The 19,489-nt window shown below is 67.2% G+C and carries 16 protein-coding genes and 1 pseudogene; 12 read left to right on the forward strand and 5 right to left on the reverse strand.

Features of this window, described 5'->3' with window-relative positions:
- Positions 1-333 precede the first annotated feature (333 nt).
- Positions 334-1,167: an alpha/beta hydrolase gene (locus GE073_RS04595; RefSeq protein WP_153782860.1), complete on the forward strand. Its 834-nt coding sequence runs from the start codon at positions 334-336 to the stop codon at positions 1,165-1,167.
- A gap of 151 nt (positions 1,168-1,318) precedes the next feature.
- A complete protein-coding gene (locus tag GE073_RS04600) occupies positions 1,319-4,267 on the forward strand; it encodes a glycosyltransferase family 2 protein (RefSeq protein ID WP_153782861.1) in 2,949 nt (982 codons plus the stop codon).
- Between the two features lie 74 nt (positions 4,268-4,341).
- Here the strand turns inward: GE073_RS04600 and GE073_RS04605 are convergent, their stop codons facing one another.
- Complete coding sequence (locus GE073_RS04605) at positions 4,342-5,232, reverse strand: AraC family transcriptional regulator (RefSeq protein WP_153782862.1); 891 nt, start codon at positions 5,230-5,232, stop codon at positions 4,342-4,344.
- 126 nt (positions 5,233-5,358) lie between these two features.
- On the opposite strand from GE073_RS04605, the gene GE073_RS04610 reads away from it, so the two are divergent.
- Together GE073_RS04610 and GE073_RS04615 are read left to right on the forward strand one after the other, a co-directional pair.
- Positions 5,359-6,180, forward strand: a complete 822-nt coding sequence (locus GE073_RS04610; RefSeq protein ID WP_101808566.1) for a phytanoyl-CoA dioxygenase family protein — start codon at positions 5,359-5,361, stop codon at positions 6,178-6,180.
- Positions 6,181-6,227: 47 nt separating this feature from the next.
- Positions 6,228-7,022: a sugar phosphate isomerase/epimerase family protein gene (locus GE073_RS04615; RefSeq protein ID WP_153782863.1), complete on the forward strand. Its 795-nt coding sequence runs from the start codon at positions 6,228-6,230 to the stop codon at positions 7,020-7,022.
- A 110-nt stretch (positions 7,023-7,132) separates the two neighbouring features.
- Here the strand turns inward: GE073_RS04615 and GE073_RS04620 are convergent, their stop codons facing one another.
- Positions 7,133-7,801, reverse strand: a complete 669-nt coding sequence (locus GE073_RS04620; RefSeq protein ID WP_153782864.1) for a class I SAM-dependent methyltransferase — start codon at positions 7,799-7,801, stop codon at positions 7,133-7,135.
- 142 nt (positions 7,802-7,943) lie between these two features.
- Here GE073_RS04620 and gpmA point away from each other — a divergent pair.
- The 6 genes and pseudogenes from gpmA to GE073_RS04650 all read left to right on the forward strand — a co-directional run.
- Positions 7,944-8,627 (forward strand): annotated as a pseudogene (gene gpmA, locus GE073_RS04625) (2,3-diphosphoglycerate-dependent phosphoglycerate mutase); the annotation flags it as partial.
- Positions 8,628-8,918: 291 nt separating this feature from the next.
- Positions 8,919-9,962, forward strand: coding sequence for an ABC transporter substrate-binding protein (locus tag GE073_RS04630; RefSeq protein WP_153782866.1), 1,044 nt, complete (start codon positions 8,919-8,921; stop codon positions 9,960-9,962).
- A gap of 23 nt (positions 9,963-9,985) precedes the next feature.
- Positions 9,986-10,936, forward strand: a complete 951-nt coding sequence (locus GE073_RS04635; protein ID WP_153784656.1) for an ABC transporter permease — start codon at positions 9,986-9,988, stop codon at positions 10,934-10,936.
- A 1-nt stretch (position 10,937) separates the two neighbouring features.
- Positions 10,938-11,732, forward strand: a complete 795-nt coding sequence (locus GE073_RS04640) for an ABC transporter ATP-binding protein (RefSeq protein ID WP_101808570.1) — start codon at positions 10,938-10,940, stop codon at positions 11,730-11,732.
- 248 nt (positions 11,733-11,980) lie between these two features.
- Positions 11,981-13,027, forward strand: a complete 1,047-nt coding sequence (locus GE073_RS04645) for a glycosyltransferase family 2 protein (protein WP_153782867.1) — start codon at positions 11,981-11,983, stop codon at positions 13,025-13,027.
- Between the two features lie 12 nt (positions 13,028-13,039).
- Positions 13,040-14,488: a glycan biosynthesis hexose transferase WsfD gene (locus tag GE073_RS04650; RefSeq protein WP_153782868.1), complete on the forward strand. Its 1,449-nt coding sequence runs from the start codon at positions 13,040-13,042 to the stop codon at positions 14,486-14,488.
- Between the two features lie 162 nt (positions 14,489-14,650).
- Here GE073_RS04650 and GE073_RS04655 read toward each other — a convergent pair whose 3' ends face one another.
- Positions 14,651-16,345 (reverse strand): PucR family transcriptional regulator, encoded by a 1,695-nt coding sequence (locus tag GE073_RS04655; protein ID WP_153782869.1) that lies wholly within the window; start codon positions 16,343-16,345, stop codon positions 14,651-14,653.
- A gap of 189 nt (positions 16,346-16,534) precedes the next feature.
- On the opposite strand from GE073_RS04655, the gene ald reads away from it, so the two are divergent.
- Together ald and GE073_RS04665 are read left to right on the forward strand one after the other, a co-directional pair.
- Positions 16,535-17,647 (forward strand): alanine dehydrogenase, encoded by a 1,113-nt coding sequence (gene ald / locus GE073_RS04660; protein WP_153782870.1) that lies wholly within the window; start codon positions 16,535-16,537, stop codon positions 17,645-17,647.
- A 49-nt stretch (positions 17,648-17,696) separates the two neighbouring features.
- Complete coding sequence (locus GE073_RS04665) at positions 17,697-18,326, forward strand: hypothetical protein (protein ID WP_153782871.1); 630 nt, start codon at positions 17,697-17,699, stop codon at positions 18,324-18,326.
- On the opposite strand, the gene GE073_RS04670 is transcribed toward GE073_RS04665, so the two are convergent.
- On the reverse strand, positions 18,306-18,728 hold the full coding sequence (locus tag GE073_RS04670; RefSeq protein WP_153782872.1) for a DUF948 domain-containing protein: 423 nt from the start codon (positions 18,726-18,728) through the stop codon (positions 18,306-18,308). The genes GE073_RS04665 and GE073_RS04670 overlap by 21 nt on opposite strands.
- Positions 18,729-18,731: 3 nt before the next feature.
- On the reverse strand, positions 18,732-19,481 hold the full coding sequence (locus GE073_RS04675; protein ID WP_153782873.1) for a general stress protein: 750 nt from the start codon (positions 19,479-19,481) through the stop codon (positions 18,732-18,734).
- Between the last annotated feature and the right edge of the window lie 8 nt (positions 19,482-19,489).

Raw genomic sequence — 19,489 nt, forward strand, 5'->3', positions numbered from 1 at the left:
CGCTCGCGGCCGCAGCCGCAGGTTCTCTAGGGCGTGTTTGCAACCTCCGAAGGAAGCCGATATTGCCGAATTTTTAATCCCTGCGAGGAACGTAGGCGAAGGCGTACCGGGGGTACGTCGAGCCTGCGTGACGAAGCAGGGGGCAAAAAGCCTGAGCGGGTTTGCAAACACGCCCTAGCTTCACAGGTTATGGGCGACGAATCTTCTCTCGCCATTATTCCATGCCTGTCCGGCCGGGGCCAAGCCCTTTTTTCGCCGCACGGCAACAGAGCGTCCTGCATACAGGGTAATAGGAAGAAAAGGCAAACCGAAACGTCAAAGGAGGAAGGATCGATGTCCTACGAGGAGCTGAGCTGGAAAAGCCGCGACGGCGTCAGCATCTACGGCTGCCGCTGGATGCCGGAGGGCGAGCCGGTCGCCGCGGTCGGCATCGTGCACGGGCTGGGCGAGCATTGCGGCGCCTACGCGCATGTGGCTTCGTTCTTCACGGAGCGCGGCTTCGCGGTGATCGCCTTCGACCAGCGGGGGCATGGCCGGACAGAAGGCCGGCGCGGCGACTGCCCCGGCTACGACGCGCTGCTGGAGCCCGTGGAACGGATCGTCGAGGACATGCAGCGCCGCTGGCCGGGGCTGCCGCGGTTCCTGTTCTGCCACAGCATGGGCGGAAATGTAGCGCTCAACTTCATGCTGCGACGCCGCCCGCCGCTCGCCGGAGCCGTCGTGGCGGGACCGTGGCTGAAGCTGGCTCCGGCGCCGCCGCCGGCAAAGCTGCTGTGGGGCCGCCTCCGCGAGCGCATGCAGCCCGGCTATCGCCTGGTCGGCGCGAACCGCCGGGGCACCTCCGACCCGGACATGCAGCGCCGCTATGACGAGGATCCGCTGCGGCACGGACGGATCACGCTGCGCACGTTCGCCGCCGTCAGCCAGGCGGGCCGCTGGGCGCTGAGCCACGCGCCGGAGCTGAGCGTGCCGCTGCTGCTCATGCACGGCGGGGCCGACCGCATCACGTCGCCGCGGGCGAGCCGGCGCTTCGCGCAGCGCGCGGGAGAGCGCTGCTCCTACCGCGAATGGCCGGGCTTCCGGCATGAGCTGCATGCCGAGGCGGGCCGGCAGGAGGTGCTCGCCTGCGCCGCCGACTGGATGCTGGGACGCTGCGGCAATAGCTGACAGCCTGTTGTCAGGGACGATCCGTCAGCTCCAATCCCACGAAAAGGTCGGCTCGGCCGCCAAATGGCCGCCTTGCTGAACGAGCGGAGATCGATCGTCATGCCGCCTTTCCAAGCCTCATATAGATGAGGCAGAGGAGGCGGCTTTTGCTATGAAGACAAGCATCGTCATACTGACGCACAACCAGCTGGACTATACGCTCCGCTGCCTGGAGAGCGTGCAGGCGCATACGTCCGACTACGAGCTCATCGTCGTCGACAACGGCTCGACGGACGGCACGGCGGAGCTGCTCCGGCAGAGCGGCTTCAAGACGGAGCTCAACCGCCGCAACGAAGGCTTCGCCAAGGGCTGCAACCAGGGGCTGGCGCTGGCCGAGGGGGACAACGTGCTGTTCCTCAACAACGACACCGTCGTCACGGCCGGCTGGCTGGAGGCGATGGAAAGGCTGCTCGAGCGGGAGCCGCTATGCGGCATGGTCGGTCCGGTCTCGAATTACGTCAGCGGGCCGCAGCGGGTCGACGCCCCGTACGGCCCGGGCATCGACGGCCTGGAGCCGTTCGCGGCGCAGCGCGCGGCCGGCTGGCGCGGACGCAGCTGGGAGCTGCCGCGGCTCGTCGGGTTCTGCCTGCTGCTGCGCCGCCGGCTGGCGCTGGAGATGGGCGGCTTCGACGAAGGCTACGGTCTCGGCAACTACGAGGACGACGATCTGTGCCTGCGGCTGCGGCGCGACGGCTGGCGGCTGCTCGTCGCCTGCGATTCGTTCGTGCATCACTACGGACATGTGACGATGAACGCGCTGGAGGATCAGGACCTGAGCATGCTGCTGGAGCAGGGCCGCCAGGTGGCGCGGGCCAAGTGGGGAGAGGATCCGGTCGAGCTGCTGTATCGGCGGTCGCCGGCCGTCAGCTGCTCGATCGGCATCGGCGGCGAGGCGGACGAGGCGGCGCTCGACGCGACGCTCGCCTCCATCCGCGGACTGGCGGACGAGATCCTGCTCGTCCATCACGGCCGCGAGGGCTGGGAGCGGACGGCGCGGCTCGGCCGCGAGCGCGACCTCAAGACGGTGCGCGCCGAGCTCGGCGAGCCGGCCGGAGCGAGGGCCGCGCTGGAGGAGGCCGGCCGCGAGCATGCGCTGTGGCTGCGCGCCGGCGAGGAGCTCGCGCCGGAGGAGGCGCGCCGGCTGCTGGCCCGGCTGCGGCGGCCGGAGGAGCCGCTGGCGGCGATCGAGCCGGTGCGGCTGCGGGTCCCGACGGCGCAGCCGGGGGCGGCCGGGCGCGAGGGGATGCAGGTCCCGGCGGCGCAGCCGGAGGCGGCCGAGGGCGAGCGGCTCGCGGCCGAGGCGGTCCAGCCGACACGGCTGCGGGACGCGGCGGCCAGCCGCCTGGTCCTCGCGTCGGCGCGTCCGCGCTGGGACGCCGCCGCCGGCGGGTACGCCGCGCCGCTGGCGAGGCCGACCGGCGGCGGTCCGGCTCCGGTGCTGCGGCCCGGTGTCACCTTTGAGACGAAGTGCTACGAGCGGGACTGGCGCGAGCTGCTGCTGACCGACCGCCTGAGCCGGGCGATCGCGCAGCATCGGTTTCCGTTTGCCGAGCGGATCCTGTACGTCAACAATGTCGAACGGCCCGAGCTCGTCCTCCGCCATGCGCGGCGGCTCGTCGACGAAGGCGTGCTGACGGACTGCGTGCTCGTCGACGAGCATAGCGAGGAGGCGCTGCTCTTTTTCGGCCTGACGGAGGAGGACTTCCAGGGAGGCTATCGCTACTCGATCGCCGAGCTGGTCGCCCTTTATCGCTGCCGCACGGAATATCTGCTCCATTATGCGGGCGACTGCATGCTGGAGGAGCCGACCGACTGGCTGCGGCCGTGCCTGGAGCGGATGCGGCTGCAGCGGTCGATCGTCGCGGCGAATCCGGTGCCGAACGGGCGGATGGACGAAGCGGCGCGGGAGGCGCTGCTGACCGACGGCGACTTCCATCTCGGCTATGGCTTCTCCGACCAGTGCTACCTCGTGCGGACGCTCGATTTTCGCGCGCGCATCTACGGGGAGCGCCATCCGGCATCGGAGCGGTACCCGGCTTACGGCGGAGAGCTGTTCGAAAAAAGGGTCGATGCCTGGATGCGCGTATCGGGCTTCATGCGGCTTACGTGGAGGAGGGGGAGCTACTGGCATCGCACGCTGCGCAGCTCTGAGCCGGAGCTGGATCTGTCGGCCCCGGCCTTGGCCTGCTACCGCGCCGGAGCGAAGGCGATGGAGGAGCTCGACTACGAGAGCGCGTCGGTCTGGCTCCGTCTCGCCGAGCTCGCCGTCTCCTGCGAGCGCCAGCTCGGAAGACGGCTGGATCCGGATCTACGCTGGCTGCCGAGGCTGCAGCTGGCGGTCTGCGACGACCGACTCGGCCGGCCGGAGCTGGCCTGGCTCAGCAACGAAGCGGCGGCGGTCCACGCGCCGCCGGGGCAGCGCAGCATCGAGGCCAATCGGGAGATGATGGCGGAGCGCATGAGCGGGGGCGGCTCGGAGCAGCCGCTGCTGTCCGTGCTGATTCCCTCGCTGCCAGAGCGAAGCGCCTCGCTGTCCGTCCTGCTGGAGCGGCTGCGGGCCCAGGCGCACGGACGTCCGGTGGAGCTGCTGGCGCTGACGGACAACCGGCTGCGGACGACCGGAGCCAAGCGCAACGCGCTGCTGGAGCTCGCCCAAGGGAAGTTCGTCGCCTTCGTCGACGACGACGACCGGATCGCCGACGGCTATGCCGAGCGGCTGCTCGCGGCGATCCGCAGCGAGCCGGACGCGGACTGCATCGTGTTCGACGTGCGGGTGCACGCGGACGGATCGCCTTCCCGCCTATGCCGGTACGGAATCGAGCTGGATCATGGCAGCGACGCGGAGGGGTATACCCGCAAGCCCAACCATCTGATGGCCTACCGCCGGGAGCTGGCGCTGCGGCATCGGTACCTGGACATCGGCTACGGCGAGGATGACGAATGGGCTGCGCGCGCCAGCGCCGACATCGTGGTCCAGCATCGGATCGAGGCGGTGCTCTACGAGTACGATTGGGCGCCCAAGCCGCTGTCCTGGTACGGAGCCGCCCGCTCGCCGTCTTGAGCGGGCGGCCTCGGTCCGGGCCGTATGCTGGCGCCCCTCAGTCCGGGCCGCATGCTGGCGCCCCTCGGCGCTCCTCATTCCGCCGGGCCGGCTTTTCGGCTCTGCTCGCGGTAAGCGCCGGGCGAGGCGCCCATCCGCGCCCGGAAAGCATGATGGAAGTGGCTGAGGCTCGAAAATCCGCAATAATCCGCGATTTGGGACGCGGTATGGTCCGAGCCGGCGAGCAGCTCCCGCGCATGCTCGAGCCGCAGCTCCATCAGATAGCGATGGGGCGGAAGCCCGAAGCGCTCGCGGAAGACGGCCCGGAAGCGGGACGTCGACAGATGGGCGCGCCGGGCCAGCTCCTCGATGTCCAGCGGGTCGGCCAGATGGAAGGAGAAGTAGGACGGAATCCAGTCCAGCTGAGGGCGGCCCGGCTTGGAAGCGGCGGGATGCGCGTGATCCTGCAAGACGAGGTGCACGAGCCGGGTGGCCGCCGCTTGCGCCTTCAGCTTGGACAGCGGGTCGCGGTCCTGCCAGCTTTCCACCATCTCGAGAAGGAGATGCCGGTAGAGATGGGGCTTCTGCGGCTGCAGCAGGACGGGGATGGCGATGCCGTCGAAGTCGTTCAGCCTCGGCTGCATCAGGTGGGCAAAAGAAGCGAGGTCCAGCTGGCCCGGCCGCGTAGGAAAGCTTTTTTCCCGTTGGGGCTCATAGAAAATATCCATATGCGCAAAGGGCGTCTCATTGGCCCCGTCCGCCCTCAGATCGTGGACCGTGCCCGGCTGGAGCAGGCAGAACTGGCCTTCCTCGAACCGATGGCTCGTCCCGTCGGCCACGACATGGAGCTCGCCCTTGCGGATGTAGATGAACAGGTAGTCGAGCAGCTTGCGGAAGGGAAAGTAATAAGCCGGGCGGACGGCGAAGTCGCTTTCCCGGATGTAGGGGACGATCGGAAGGGCGGCGGAGTCGGGAAGCAGGTCCATGGCGGCTCCTTTCGCAAGTCAGTCATTTTAGGCAACTCCAATCATCATGCCATGCACATACAGGAAAGTAAAATCGCGATAAACTCCTTTATGAAAGCGATTTTACCGATAAGGAGCGCGAAAGCCATGAGCATAGGGAACCAACTTCCGGAGCTGAACGACACGGTGGAGCTGTCTGCCGCCGAGCGGGAAGGCTATCTTCGCGACGGGCATGCGATCATCCGGCAGCTGGCGCGGCCGGACGAGATCGCCGCCTACCGCGAGGTGATCGGCGAGGTCGTGCGGGAGCACAACTATCACACCAAGCCGCTGGAGGAGCGCGATACGTACGGCAAGGCCTTCATCCAGATCGGCAACGTCTGGGAGCTGAGCGAGGCGGCTCGAAGGTTCGTGTTCGCCCGCCGCTTCGCCAAAGCCGCCGCCGACCTGATGGGCGTGCCTGCGGTGCGCATCTACCATGACCAGGCCTTGTTCAAGGAGCCGGGCGGCGGGCATACGCCCTGGCATCAGGATCAGATCTACTGGCCGCTCGATACGGACAAGACGATCACGCTCTGGATGCCGCTCGTACCGGTGCCCGAGGAGGTCGGCTCGATGACCTTCGTGTCGGGCTCCCACAAGAACGGCTACATTTCCAAGCAGGAGATATCGGACGAGTCGCATCGGACGCTGAAGGCCTATATCGAGCAAAAAGGACTGCCGCAGATCAACTACGGCGCGATGGCGGCAGGCGACGCCACGTTCCACGCCGGCTGGACGCTGCACAGCGCGCCGGGCAACCCGACGAGCCTCATGCGCGAGGTCATGACCGTCATCTACATCGCCGACGGGCTGACGATCGCCGAGCCGGACAGCGGCGCGCGCCGGAGCGATCTGGCCCGCTGGTTCCCCGAGCTCTCGCCGGGAGATGCCGCCGCGAGCCGGCTCAACCCGATTTTGTATCCATAATCAAGCCGGCCGCAGCCGGACTCAAAGGCGTAGAAAGGGGAAAGCCGATGAAGCTGCTGTTTTTCAAGGCGCTGTGGGGGATGGAGGGGACGCTGGAGGACAAGCTGTCCCGTGCCGCCGCCCATGGCTATGCGGGGGTCGAGATGCCTCTGCCGCCGGTCGGAGAGGAGGCGCTGCTGGAGGCGCTGCTGGAGCGGCACGGACTGCAGCTGATCGTGCAGCTGTTCACGGACGGCGATCATGTCGCCTCGTTCAGGCAGCAGATGGAGCGGGCGGCGGCGTTCCGGCCGGCGGCGATCGTGTCGCACAGCGCGCGCGACGCCATGCCGGAGGAGGAGCAGGACCGCTTTTTCGACGCGGCGCTGGAGATCGAGCGGCGGCATGGGGCGACCGTCTGCCATGAGACGCATCGCGGGCGCGCGATGTTCACGCCGTGGACGACGTCGCGGCTGCTGCGCAAGTTTCCCGAGCTGAAGCTGGCGGCCGACTTCAGCCACTGGATGGCCGTATGCGAGTCGCATCTGGAGGATCAGCAGGACCATCTCGAGCAGGCGATCGCCCGCTCCTTCCATATCCATGGGCGGATCGGCCATCCCCAAGGCCCGCAGGTGCCGCATCCCGCCGCGCCGGAATACGCCCGCGAGCTGGAGCTGTTCACGGGCTGGTGGCGGGACATCGCGGCCGTCCGGAGAGCTGCCGGCAGCCCGCAGCTTACGTTCACGGCGGAGTTCGGCCCGCCCGGCTACTTGCCGACGCTCCCTTTCACCCGGCAGCCGGTGGCCGACCTGTGGGAGCTCAACGAATGGATGCGGGAGCATGCCCGCGAGCGGCTGCAGGGCTGAGCGTTTCGGAGCCTGCCGCGCGCCGCGCGTCTGCCCTTTTGCGGCAAAATCGCGTTTCCTCCGGTCCCGGACCGGAGGAAACGCGATTTTGCTGATGCCGGATGCCGGCATCAGCCGCGGGCATAATGCGCCTGCAGCTCCGCGAGCCGGCCGCGCAGCAGCCCGATCGCGGGATGCTCTCCTTTCGGAGCGGCGACGCCGAGTCCGGCCGAGTGGCCGAACGATACGGACGGGCAGCCCGCGGCCAGCTCCGCCCACCATTTCCACACGCCGAAGTCGCCGATCCTCACCTCGATGTCATGCAGCAGCAGCAGCCCGCCGGGAGCGAGCTTGGGCAGCCACGTCTCGCAGTCGTGGCGGACGGCCTCGTACGTGTGGAGCCCGTCGATATGCAGGATGTCGATGGAGTCGTCGGCGAACCGGCCGCACGCCTCGTCGAACGAAGCGCGGACGAGCCGGGCGCCCGGATAGAGGGCGGCGGCGCGGCTGGCGAGCTCATAGACGCCGTGGCCGTAGCGGCCGGCATGGGCATCGCCCTCCCATGTATCGACGGCATGCAGCGCCGTATCTGCGAGCCCGAGATCCTTGGCCGCCTGGCAAAAGCTGAAAAAGGAAGCGCCGTAATGGGTGCCGAGCTCGACGACGGCGGCCGGGCGCAGGTTGGCGACGAGGTCGTAGCCGAAGGCGAGATGGCCGCGCCAGGCGGACTCGCTGCGGAACAGGGGCGAAAGCCTTTCAAACTCAAAATCGGGCTCGTGCAGCGTCCAGGTTTCCTTCATGGCTTCAGGCTCCTTTCGCGTGGAGACGCTGCTTCTACCGTATGAAGGAAATCCCCCGGGTAGACGGGGATTGGTCTCATTCCGCCCGGGACGGGTAAACTGAAAGAGAGAGCGGAAACAGAAGGAAGGAGGCGGCCTGTAAGTGATCAAAATCGTGCTTGTCCGCCATGGGCAAAGCGAGTACAACGAGCAGAACCGGTTCACCGGCTGGACCGACGTCGATCTGACCGAGCGGGGCAAGGAGGAGGCGAGGAGAGCGGGAGCGATCCTCCGCCAGAACAAGTTCGTCTTCGACATCGCCTGCACGTCGGTGCTGAAGCGGGCGATCCGCACGCTCTGGATCATGCAGGACGAGATGGGGCTGCTGTGGATTCCGACCGACAAGACGTGGATGCTCAACGAGCGCCATTACGGCGCCCTGCAGGGGCTCAACAAGGAGGAGACGGCCCGCAAGTACGGGGAGGAGCAGGTGCATCTGTGGCGGCGCTCGGTGAGCGTGCGTCCTCCCGCGCTGGACAAGTCCGATCCGAGGTACGAGGGGACGGATCCGAAGTACAAGGCGATCGCGGACCGGGTGCCGGTGACGGAGAACCTCGACGACACGGAAGAGCGGGTGCTCGCCTACTGGCGGGAAAAGGTGGAGCCGTCGCTGCACGAGAACCGGCGGGTGCTGCTCGTCGCGCACGGCAATACGATCCGCGCGCTCGTCCGCTACCTGGACGACATCCCGGGCGACGGCATCGCGACGCTCAACATTCCGACCGGCACGCCGCTCGTCTACGAGCTGGATGACAGCCTGCGGCCGATCCGCCATTATTATTTGGAGGAAAACGAGCGAGGCGGCAGAGGGAGCGCCGGACGTGCGCTCCGAATGATTGGCCGCGAAGCGGGAAGGCCGGGCCGGCCTTCCCGCTTTTTTGCCGCGCGCCGGCGGATCATCCGGACAGGGCGTTGCTCCTGCTCCGAACCGACGCTTCGACCCGCTTGGGCAGTCATGCTTTAATTGACGAATGGAACAAAGGGACTTAAACTGGTGGTACTGAGTTTTACATTTGGTAAAGTTATTGGTGAAAAAATGCTTGTCTTTTCCATTTCATACACGAAAAGGGGATCTGAAATGAACAAGAGAATGTTGGCGGCGGCACTCGTGTCGCTCGCGCTCGTCGCCTCCGGCTGCGGCGCCAAATCGAGCAACGAGGGCGGCGCGGCGAGCCCGGCTCCGACGGCGGCGGCAAACGCCGACGGCAAGTCCTATACGATCGCGATCTCGCAGATCGTCGAGCACCCGTCGCTCGACGCGACGCGCCAAGGCTTCCTTGACGCGCTCAAGGACGCGGGCATCGTCGAGGGCGACAACCTCAAGGTCGACTTCGACTCGGCTCAGGGCGACCAGAGCAACAACCTGTCGATCGCGCAGAAGATCTCTGGCAGCAAGGCGGATCTGGCGCTCGGCATCGCGACGCCGTCGGCCAAGGCGCTTGTGGACAAAGTAACCGACATGCCGGTCCTCTTCGCAGCGGTGACGGATCCGGTCGCTTCCGAAATCGTGACGAGCCTGGACAAGCCGGGCGGCAACGTCACCGGCGCCTCCGATACGAATCCGGCGGCAGTCGTGCAGCTGATGGACTTCATCGCCTCCGACTTCCCGAACGTGAAGAGCGTCGGCATGGTCATCAACGAGGGCGAGTCCAACGCGGTCATCATGGCCGACAACGCCGAGCAGGCGCTCGCCAAGCATGACATCAAGCTGGTCAAGGCGTCCGTCACGAACACCTCCGAGGTGAAGCAGGCCGCCGAATCGCTCATAGGCAAGGCCGACGCGCTGTTCATCGCCCTCGACAACATGGTCGTCAGCGGCGTGGACTCCATCATCGAGGTCGCCAATGCCAACAAGATCCCGTTCTTCTCCAGCGACCGCGACACGGTCGAAAAGGGCGCCTTCGCCACGGTCGGCTTCAAATACTACGACCACGGCTACCAGGTCGGCCAAATGGCCGCCGAGGTGCTCAAGGACGGCAAAAATCCCGGCGACATGCCGGTCAAGATGCAAGAGAAGCTTGATCTGATCCTCAATCTCAAAGCCGCTGAAGCCCAAGGCATCACGGTGACCGACGCCATGAAGAGCCAGGTGAAGGATCCGGAAGCGAATATTATCCAATAAGAGGTGTTTCTGCCGTGTCGATCATGTCCCTCGTCTCCTTCAACGGAGCGCTTGAGCTCGGACTCATCTATGCCTTGATGGCGCTCGGGGTCTACATCACGTACCGCATCCTTGATTTTCCCGATCTGACCGTGGACGGCAGCTTCACGACCGGAGCCGCCATCTCGGTGCTGATGATCAGCCACGGGCAATCGCCCCTGCTGGCGACGCTCGCCGGCATGGCGGGGGGCATGGCGGCAGGCGCCTGCACGGGCCTGCTCCATACGAAGGGCAAGATCAACGGCCTGCTGGCCGGCATCCTCATGATGATCGCCCTGTACAGCATCAACCTGCGCATCATGGGCAAGCCGAACCTGCCGGTCAAGGTCCAGGACAGCCTGTTCGGCGGCTTCATCAAGTCCGATGCCTGGACGATCGGCGGCATCTCGTGGCTGTATCTGGCGATGCTCGCCGTCGTCGCGGGCATCGTCTGGCTGCTGCTGTTCGCCTTCCTCAAGACCGACCTGGGCCTGTCGCTGCGCGCGACCGGCGACAACAAGCGCATGATCCGCAGCTTCGGCGGCAACACCGACCGGACGACGATCATCGGCGTCAGCCTCTCCAACGGGCTCGTCGCGCTCTCCGGGGCGCTGATCGCCCAGGATGCCGGCTTCGCCGACATCAGCATGGGCATCGGCATGATCGTCATCGGCCTGGCGTCGGTCATCATCGGCGAGGCGATCTTCGGCGCCCGCGGCGTGCTCGGCACGACGCTCGCCGTCGTCGTCGGCGCGGTCGTCTACCGCGTCGTCATCGCGGCCGCGCTGAACGCGGACTGGCTCCATCTCAAGAGCTCCGATCTCAAGATCATCACGGCGGCCATCGTCATCGTGGCGCTCGTCGTGCCGACGGCCAACCGCGCGCTCAAGCAGCGGCGCCAGGCGCGGCGCCGCACGGCGGAGATCGCCTCCGCCTCGGCCAAGGGAGGGAAATGACATGCTGACGATCCGATCCGCTTCCAAGCTGTTCAATCCCGGCACCGTCGACGAGAAGGTCGCTCTGATGGACGTCAACCTGCATCTGGACAAGGGCGACTTCGTCACTGTCATCGGCAGCAACGGCGCCGGCAAGTCGACGCTCATGAACCTGATCTCCGGCGTCATGAAGCCCGATCTCGGCTCGGTGTCGATCGGCGGCACGGACATCACCGTCCGCTCCGAAGCGCAGCGCAGCCGCTGGATCGGCCGCGTGTTCCAGGATCCGATGGCCGGCACCGCGCCGAACATGACGATCGAGGAAAATCTCGCGATGGCGTACAACCGGGGCCGCAAGCGCGGCCTCAGCTGGGCGGTGACGAGCCGCCGCCGCGCCGTATTCCGCGCGCAGCTGTCCAAGCTCGGCATCGGCCTGGAAAATCGGCTCACCGCCAAGGTCGGCCTGCTGTCGGGCGGCGAGCGCCAGGCGCTCAGCCTGCTGATGGCGACGTTCACCGAGCCGGACATCCTGCTGCTCGACGAGCATACGGCGGCGCTCGACCCGGCCCGCGCCGAGCTGATCACGCGGCTGACGGAGACGCTCGTGCGCGAGATGAACCTGACGACGCTCATGGTCACGCACAACATGGAGCAGGCGATCCGCCTCGGCAACCGCCTCATCATGATGGACAAGGGCCGCATCATCCTCGACATCCCGGCCAGCCGCAAGGACGGCCTCACCGTCCAGCGGCTGCTCGGCGAGTTCGAGCAGATCAGCGGCCAAAAGCTGGCCGACGACCGGCTCGTGCTCGGCTGACAGACAGACAGGCGTTCCAGGCCCGCCCTCGCAGGCGGCCTGGACGCTTTTTTTGATTGAAGCGACGCGCTTCGGGCAAGGCTGAGCAGGGAAGGGCCGGCGCCGCCCGGCAGAAGCGCCGAGGGGGACGATTCCGGCATGCGATGGGGGAAGTTTTCGTCCGTTCATGCATGATTAAGGATTTCTGCCGAAGGATGAGGTATAATTAGGCATCATTTTGCCTCGGGCTCAGAGTAGGAGTGAAAGCTATGTTCAAGCAGCAGCCGATACTCGGCATCGTCGTGCCGTGCTACAACGAGGAGGAAGTGCTGGAGCTGACCGTCGTCGAGCTGGACGCGGTGCTGGCCGGCCTGGAAAAGGAAGGGCTCGTGTCTCCGGAGAGCTTCATCCTGTTCGTCAACGACGGCAGCCGGGACCGCACCTGGCCGCTCATCGCCGATCTCAAGGAGCGCTACCGCCGCGTCTCCGGCCTCAATCTGGCCGGCAACGTCGGCCATCAGAGCGCCTTGCTGGGCGGCCTCATGACGGCGCGGCGCCATGCCGACTGCCTCGTCAGCATCGACGCCGACCTGCAGGACGACGTCCGCGTCATCCGCGACATGGTGCTGCGCTACCGCGAAGGCTGCGACATCGTCTACGGCGTGCGCAGCAGCCGGCAGCGCGACACCTGGTTCAAGCGCACGACAGCCGAAGGCTTTTACAAGGTGATGGAAGGCCTCGGCCTGCGCATCGTGAACAACCACGCCGACTACCGGCTCATGAGCCGCCGCGCGCTGGACGAGCTGTCCCGCTTCTCCGAGGTAAACATCTTCCTGCGCGGCATGGTGCCGATGCTCGGCTACCAGACCGGCATCGTCTATTATGAGCGGCTCGAGCGGGCGGCGGGAGAGTCCAAGTATCCGCTCAAAAAGATGATCAGCTTCGCGCTGGAGGGCATCACCTCGCTGTCGGTGAAGCCGATCCGGATGGTGACGGCGGCGGGCTTCGCCGTGTTCGCCGTCAGCATCGTCATGGCCATCTACGGCATCGTCTCCAACCTGATGGGCCGGGCAGTCAGCGGCTGGTCGTCGCTCATCGTCTCGCTCTGGTTCATCGGCGGGGTGCAGCTGCTCTCGATCGGCCTGATCGGCGAGTACATCGGCAAGATCTACCGCGAGGTGAAGCGTCGCCCGCTGTACATCGTCGAGCGGGAGCTGCCTCCGGCCGTGCGGCAGAGGGGCGAGGGCGCGGTCCGCGAGCAAGTCGAGGCAGAGCAGGAAGGAGCATCCGCCGCTCCTGCTCCTGCCTTGTACTAGGGGGTGCCAGGCTTGAACGAACGCATCAAGCTCGAATATGCCGCGGCCGCGGCCGCGATCGGCATCCTGATCGGACTGCTGTTCGCCTCGCCGTTCGTCGGCATGGCCGACAACGGCGACTTCCTGCGCGTGCTCATGACGGCGGGGCTCGACTACAATCCGGCGGCCGTCAGCTACGAGGACCGGTTTTTCGGCTGGGCCAACTCGGTGTTCGACTACGAAGGGCTTCGCGGCGCCTACATCACCTCCCAGCTGATTCCGGTCTACATCGCCCGCTCGCTCGGCTGGCTGTACGACCAGACGCTGTTCAACGTGCGCTTTCTCGGCGCGGTCTACTCGGCGCTGCTCGTCTCCGCCGTCTTCCTAATCGTCCGCTCCGGCAGGCGGCATAGCCTGTCCGCGGCGCTCATGCTGGCGGCGGGGCTGCTGTTCGTATTCCTCGACGTCCGGTATGTCGCGTATTTCAACTCATTCTTCGCGGAGCCGGTGTCGCTGCTTTTCCTGCTGCTCACGGCCGCGACTGGCCTGAGGCTGGCTCAGCAGGACAAGCCGACGACCGGGGCGGCGCTGCTCTTCTTCGTCTGCGCGTTCATGCTCGCGACGGCCAAGCTGCAGAATACGCCGATCGGCATCGTGCTGGCGCTGTACGGCCTGCGGCTGCTCCCGCTGCGCTGGGACCGGGCGTGGCGGCGCTGCGTGCTGTGGGGCTGCTCGACGTTGTTCCTGCTGTCCGCGCTGCTCTACGCGTTCGCGCCGGACGGGCTCAAGCATATCAACCTGTACCAGACCGTCTTTTTCGGCATCCTCAACGAATCGCCGGACGTCAAGGGCGACCTGCGCGATCTCGGCCTGCCGGAGAAGCTGGCGGTCAACGCGGGCACGAACTTCTTCCAGACGGACGCCCCGATCAAGCAGGAGGCGCCGGAGATGAAGGAGGACTTTTACGACCGCATGTCGCACGGCAAGGTGATGCTGTTCTACGCGACGCATCCGCAGCGGCTGATCGGCCTGCTCGACCGGGCGGCCGAGCGGGGCGTGCAGCTGAAGATCAGCTATCTCGGCAACTACGAAAAGAGCGAGGGCAAGCCGGCGCTCGCGCTCAGCGACCGCTACAGCGGCTGGAGCCGGCTCAAGGCGGAGTTCATGCCGCGCTCGCTGTGGTTCGTGGCGCTCTTCTACCTGCTCTACGCAGCCGTCTGCGTCGTCGAATGGCTGCGCGCCCGCAGCACGGCGGGCCGCATGACGGCGGAGCTGATGCTGCTCGTCGCGTTCGTCGGCGTCTTCTCGTTCGTCATCCCCGTCGTCGGAGACGGGCTGGCCGACCTGGAGAAGCATCTGTTCCTCTACAACGCGGCCTCCGACATGATGCTCGTCGCCGCCGCCGCATGGCTCGTCCACCGGATCGCCGGCCTGATCGGCGGACGGCGCCGCCGCAGCGGCTACGGATCGTACCGCTATTAACCTCGGGCGCTCATGCGCGCGAATGCCAAAGAACGTCCCCGCCAGCCTGGCGGGGACGTTCTTTTTGTTGGGAAGGAGACTGACGCGCCAACCGCGTTTCTCGGCCTTCGTGGCCCCGCAAGGGAAAAAGTTCCCTTGTTCGCCGCGTCCCTCGGCGAGAGCTTACGCCTCGCCCGGGCCCGGGCCGCGGGCAATGGCGGCTCCGGTGCGGAGCTTGTACGCCATGAGCGCCATCTCCAGGCCGATCCGCTTGTGAGGCTCGCGGAACGGATCGCCGATCAGCTCGTTCAGCCGCTCCATCCGGTTGTAGAGCGTCTGCCGGTGGATGAACAGCCGCCGCGCCGTCTCGTGCTTGGAGCCGAAGCATTTGAGGTACATGTCGAGCGTCTCGAGCAGCTGCCGGCGGGCTTCCTTCTCCAGCTGCAGGATCGGGCCGAGATGGTCCTGCACGTAGCCGCCCAGCAGCTGCGCGTCCGGTATCGCCTGCAGCAGCTGATAAGCGCCGAGCTCATGGTAAAAGACGGCCTCTCCAAGCTCCGGCACGCGCCGCGCGATCTCGAGCGCCTGGCCGGCCTCGCGGAACGCGGCGGGCGCGTCGAGCAGCGCTCCGCGGGCTTTGCCCGCGGCGGCGCGCAGCCGCATGCCGCCGAGCTGCTCGCCGGCGTAGCGCAGCGCGTCCTCGAGCACGCGCCGCGCGCCGCCGAGCAGCCGCTGCTCGGCGGCGGCGAACGAGCCGTCCGCCAGCAGCAGCAGCCGCGTCAGCGAGGCCGACTCCGCGTGCAGGCTGCCGCGCAGGCCGTGCTTGCGCAGCAAGGTGCGCAGCAGCACGGGCAGGTCGCGCGCCGCTCCCTCGAGCCGGTCGCCGCGATCCTCGCCGTCGTCGGCATCGAGCTCGAGCAGCAGCGCGAGCGCGGCGCCGGCGCCGCCGGCAGGCAGGCCGGCGAGCGAGCGGGCCTGCTCCTCGCTGCGGGCTTTTCCCTCCATCAGCTCGGGGATGAGGCGGTCCTGGCGGCGCGCGTCATGCTCGCGGCTGAACTGCGTGCGCAGCGTCAGCGCGGCCGCGGCGGAGGCGGCCGCCTCCAGATAGGGCGAGCGCAGCTCCGCCTCCTCGGCGTCCTCGACGACGAGCCCGACGGCGGCCAGCAGCTGGCCGTAGCCGAGCACCGGGCGCAGCAGCAGCTGCCCGCCCTGCTCCAGCGGCAGCAGCAGCGGGCCGAACCCGTCGCCGAAGCGCCCCGCCTGCTCCAGCTCGCGCACGTCGAGCCCGGCCAGCTCGCGCAGCTCCGGCTCGGCGGCGAGCGGCGGATGATGCCGGTCCGGCTCCAGCAGCGAGTAGAACAGCGTCTGCCGGCCGGTGTCGGCATGCAGCAGGCGCAGCACGGCGGCGATGTCGCTGTGCTGCAGCGTCAGCTGCTGCAGCCGCCGCGCGAAGCGGTCGGCCGCATCCTGCTGCCCGCGCCGCCGGCCGAGGATGAGGGCGTGGATATCCTGGGTAATATCGGAGAAGCGGACCGGCCGGTCAAAGACGATGACGGGAAAGCCATGCTCCTCCGCCAGCTCCAGCACCTCCTCCGGCACTTCGTCGATGCTCGTGCCGAGCTCGAGGATGAGGCCGGCCGCTTCCTGCACGATCAGCTGGCGGACATAGTCGAGCCGATCCTGGATCGACTGTTTGAGCCACAGTCCTGTGGTAAGAATAAGATCATGGCGGCTGACGAAAGGCGCGTTGCGCACGATCTCGATCACATGCACCCACCCGACCGGACGGCCGATCCCCAGGCCGCCCGCGGCCAGCCTGGCGCCTGCGAACAAGGGGCGCTGCAGGATGTCCCGTACTTGCAAGTCCGTCACGTTCATGGAGGGACAACACCTTTCCGTGGAGCATATAGTTGAAGCAAGGAGACGCCTTCCGGTTCATGTCAGCTATCGGCAACACGTCGACCCGCGGCGGCGAAAGCTTCGACAACGTGTAAGATGCCGCCCGTCCCGCGCTGCCGTACCATAGAAAAAGGAAAACAACCCTATTATAGACGAGGTGCCTGTCCCATGAAAATCGGAATTCCGAAGGAAATCAAAAACAACGAGAACCGCGTCGCCCTTACCCCGATGGGAGCGGCCGAGCTGATCCGGGCCGGCCATAGCGTGCTGATCGAGCGCGGCGCAGGCGAGGAGAGCGGATTCGCCGACGCGCTGTACGAGGCGGCCGGCGCGTCGATCGCGCCGGAAGCGGCGGAGGTATGGGGCAGGAGCGAGATGGTGATGAAGGTGAAGGAGCCGCTGCCGGCCGAATACGGCTTCTTCCGCGAAGGGCTGCTGCTGTTCGCCTATCTGCATCTGGCGGCCGAGCCGGAGCTGGCGGAGGCGCTGCGCGCGTCGGGCGTGACGGCGGTCGCCTACGAGACGATCCGCGTGAACGGCGCGCTGCCGCTGCTCGCGCCGATGAGCGAGGTGGCCGGCCGGATGGCGGTACAGGTCGGCGCGCAGATGCTGGAGAAGGCCTACGGCGGCAAGGGCAAGCTGCTGTCCGGCGTGACCGGCGTGAAGCGCGGCAAGGTGACGGTCATCGGCGCGGGCATCGCCGGCACGAGCTCGGTGCAGCTGGCGGTCGGCCTCGGCGCGGACGTGACCGTGCTCGACACGAACACGAACCGGCTGCGCGACCTGGCGCTCGTCTTCGGCAGCCGCCTGCAGACGCTGCAGTCGACGACGCACAATCTGGCGGAGTCGGTGCGCGAGTCGGACCTCGTCATTTCGACCGTGCTCATCCCAGGCGGCAAGGCGCCGAAGCTCGTCACCGAGGAGATGGTGCGCTCGATGGAGAAAGGCTCCGTCATCGTCGACGTGGCGATCGACCAGGGCGGCAGCGTCGAGACGATCGACCGCATCACGACGCATGACGATCCGGTATTCGAAAAGCATGGCGTGCTGCACTACGCCGTCGCCAACATCCCTGGCGCGGTGCCGTACACATCGACGATGGCGCTCACGAACGCGACGCTGCCGTTCGCGCTGCAGCTCGCCTCGCTCGGCGCCGCGGCCGCGATCCGCGCCTCGCAGCCGATCCGCGAGGGCGTCAACGCGATGGGCGGCCATATCACCTACGAGGCGGTCGCCCGCGACCTCGGCTATACGTATAAGCCGGTGCTGGAGCTGGTGTAGCGGACTCGTCCGCATGTGAAGCGAGCAGGTCCATCGGAAGCAGGATGGGATGCGTCCTCACTTCCTCTGGACTGGCGGCGCCGGGGAGCGGAAAGCGCCTCGGCTCGCGCAGAACGTGCGCATCGGCTCCACGAGGGAGCGTAAAGTGCCTTGGCTCGCGCAGAATGGGCGCATCGGCTCCATGAGGGAGCGGAAAGTGCCTTGGTGCGCGCAGAACGGGCGCATCGGCTCCACGAGGGAGCGGAAAGTGCCTTGGCTCGCGCAGAACGTGCGCATCGGCTCCACGAGGGAGCGTAAAGTGCCTCGGCTCGCGCAGAATGGGCGCATCGGCTCCACGAGGGAGCGGAAAGTGCCTTGGCTCGCGCAGAACGTGCGCATCGGCTCAACGAGGGAGCGGAAAGTGCCTTGGCTCGCGCAGAACGTGCACATCGGCTTCACGAGGGAGCGGAAAGTGCCTCGGCTCGCGCAGAACGTGCACATCGGCTCCATGAGGGAGCGGAAAGTGCCTCGGTTCTGCCGGTGGTTTCCATACACGCCCCAGCGGCCCGAAAAAGCCCCTCTCGCATCGCGAGAGGGGCTTTGGTCGGTCGGCGGAAGCGCGGTCCGCGACATGCGGGCTGCCGTCGCGTCCGACGCTTCGTCCTCGCGAGCCGATCCGCTACCGGCTGCGCGGGCCTGAAGCCGCCGAAGGGCCGCCGATGCGGATCGAGACAGCTTCTCCCGGGAGCGGGCGGCTCGGACGCGGGGCGGCGCCAGGGCGGGAGCCGACGCTTTTTTCGGCCATCGCCTGCTTGAACGATTCGGCGACCTGATGGATGACGTCGCCTACGTCATGAGCGCTGTCCAGCAGCGGATCGACCGTCGTGATGCGGCCTTTCACCTCGCGGATCGTGCTGTTCGCCGTCCGGACGAGGGAGGTCGCTTCGCCCGCGAGCGGATCGATCCGGCTCCGCAGCTCGGCTACGGTCTGCTGCACCTCGTCGAGCGTCGAGCGGAGCTTGCGCAGCGACTGGATGCCGAACCAGGCGACTGCGGCCAGGGACAGGGAGGCGAGCGCGGCGCTTGCTCCGGCGAGCGTCATCGCTTACTCTCCCGCCGGCGGGATCGGCACGATCAGCTCCTGCGCCGGAGCGGGAGCGTCGACCGTGCTCTCGCCGGGCCGCGGACCGATCAGCACCCGCACGTCCTCGGCCGCTGCGCCCGATGCGGCTCCGGCCGCGGCGGCGGATTCCTCCCGCACCCGGTTCAGGCGGACGGCGCGGTCCGCCGAGCCGGGAGCCGCGGCCTCGTCGCGCAGCCGGCCCCTGTCCAGCGCGATCGCCTCTGCGGCCGCCAATTCGGCGGCAGCCCCTTCGAGCGAGCCGCATGCCGTCACGATCCGCTCCGCCAGCGCCTGATTGCCTGCGTCGGCCGTAGCGATGACGAGCACATGATCCTGCTCGACGAGCGTCCGGTACTGCTCCGCTTGATGATCCGGGATGCCGAGGCCGGCGAGGCCGCCGACAAGCGTGCCGGCGCTGCCGCCGAACGCCGCTCCGGCCAGCACCGTAGCGATCGGCCCGGCCGCCAGCAGCGGCCCGATGCCGGGCACGAACAGCAAGCCCGCCGTCGCCAGCACGCCCGCCGCCCCGCCGAGCACGGCCCCGGCCAGCCCTCCGGACACCATGCCCTCCGAAGCGTTCGTTCCCGTCTGCGACTCTACCCGGCATACCTCCTCGCGGGTCCGCCGTATGACCGACAGCTGCTCCTTGCTCCAGCCGGCGGCCTTCAGCTCCTCCATCGCATGCAGCGCATCCTTCTCCGTTCGGAATATCCCTACCACTGGTGCCGTCATCTCGATTC

This window comes from Paenibacillus sp. B01 (genome assembly GCF_009649995.1).
GTDB lineage: Bacteria > Bacillota > Bacilli > Paenibacillales > Paenibacillaceae > Paenibacillus_O > Paenibacillus_O pasadenensis.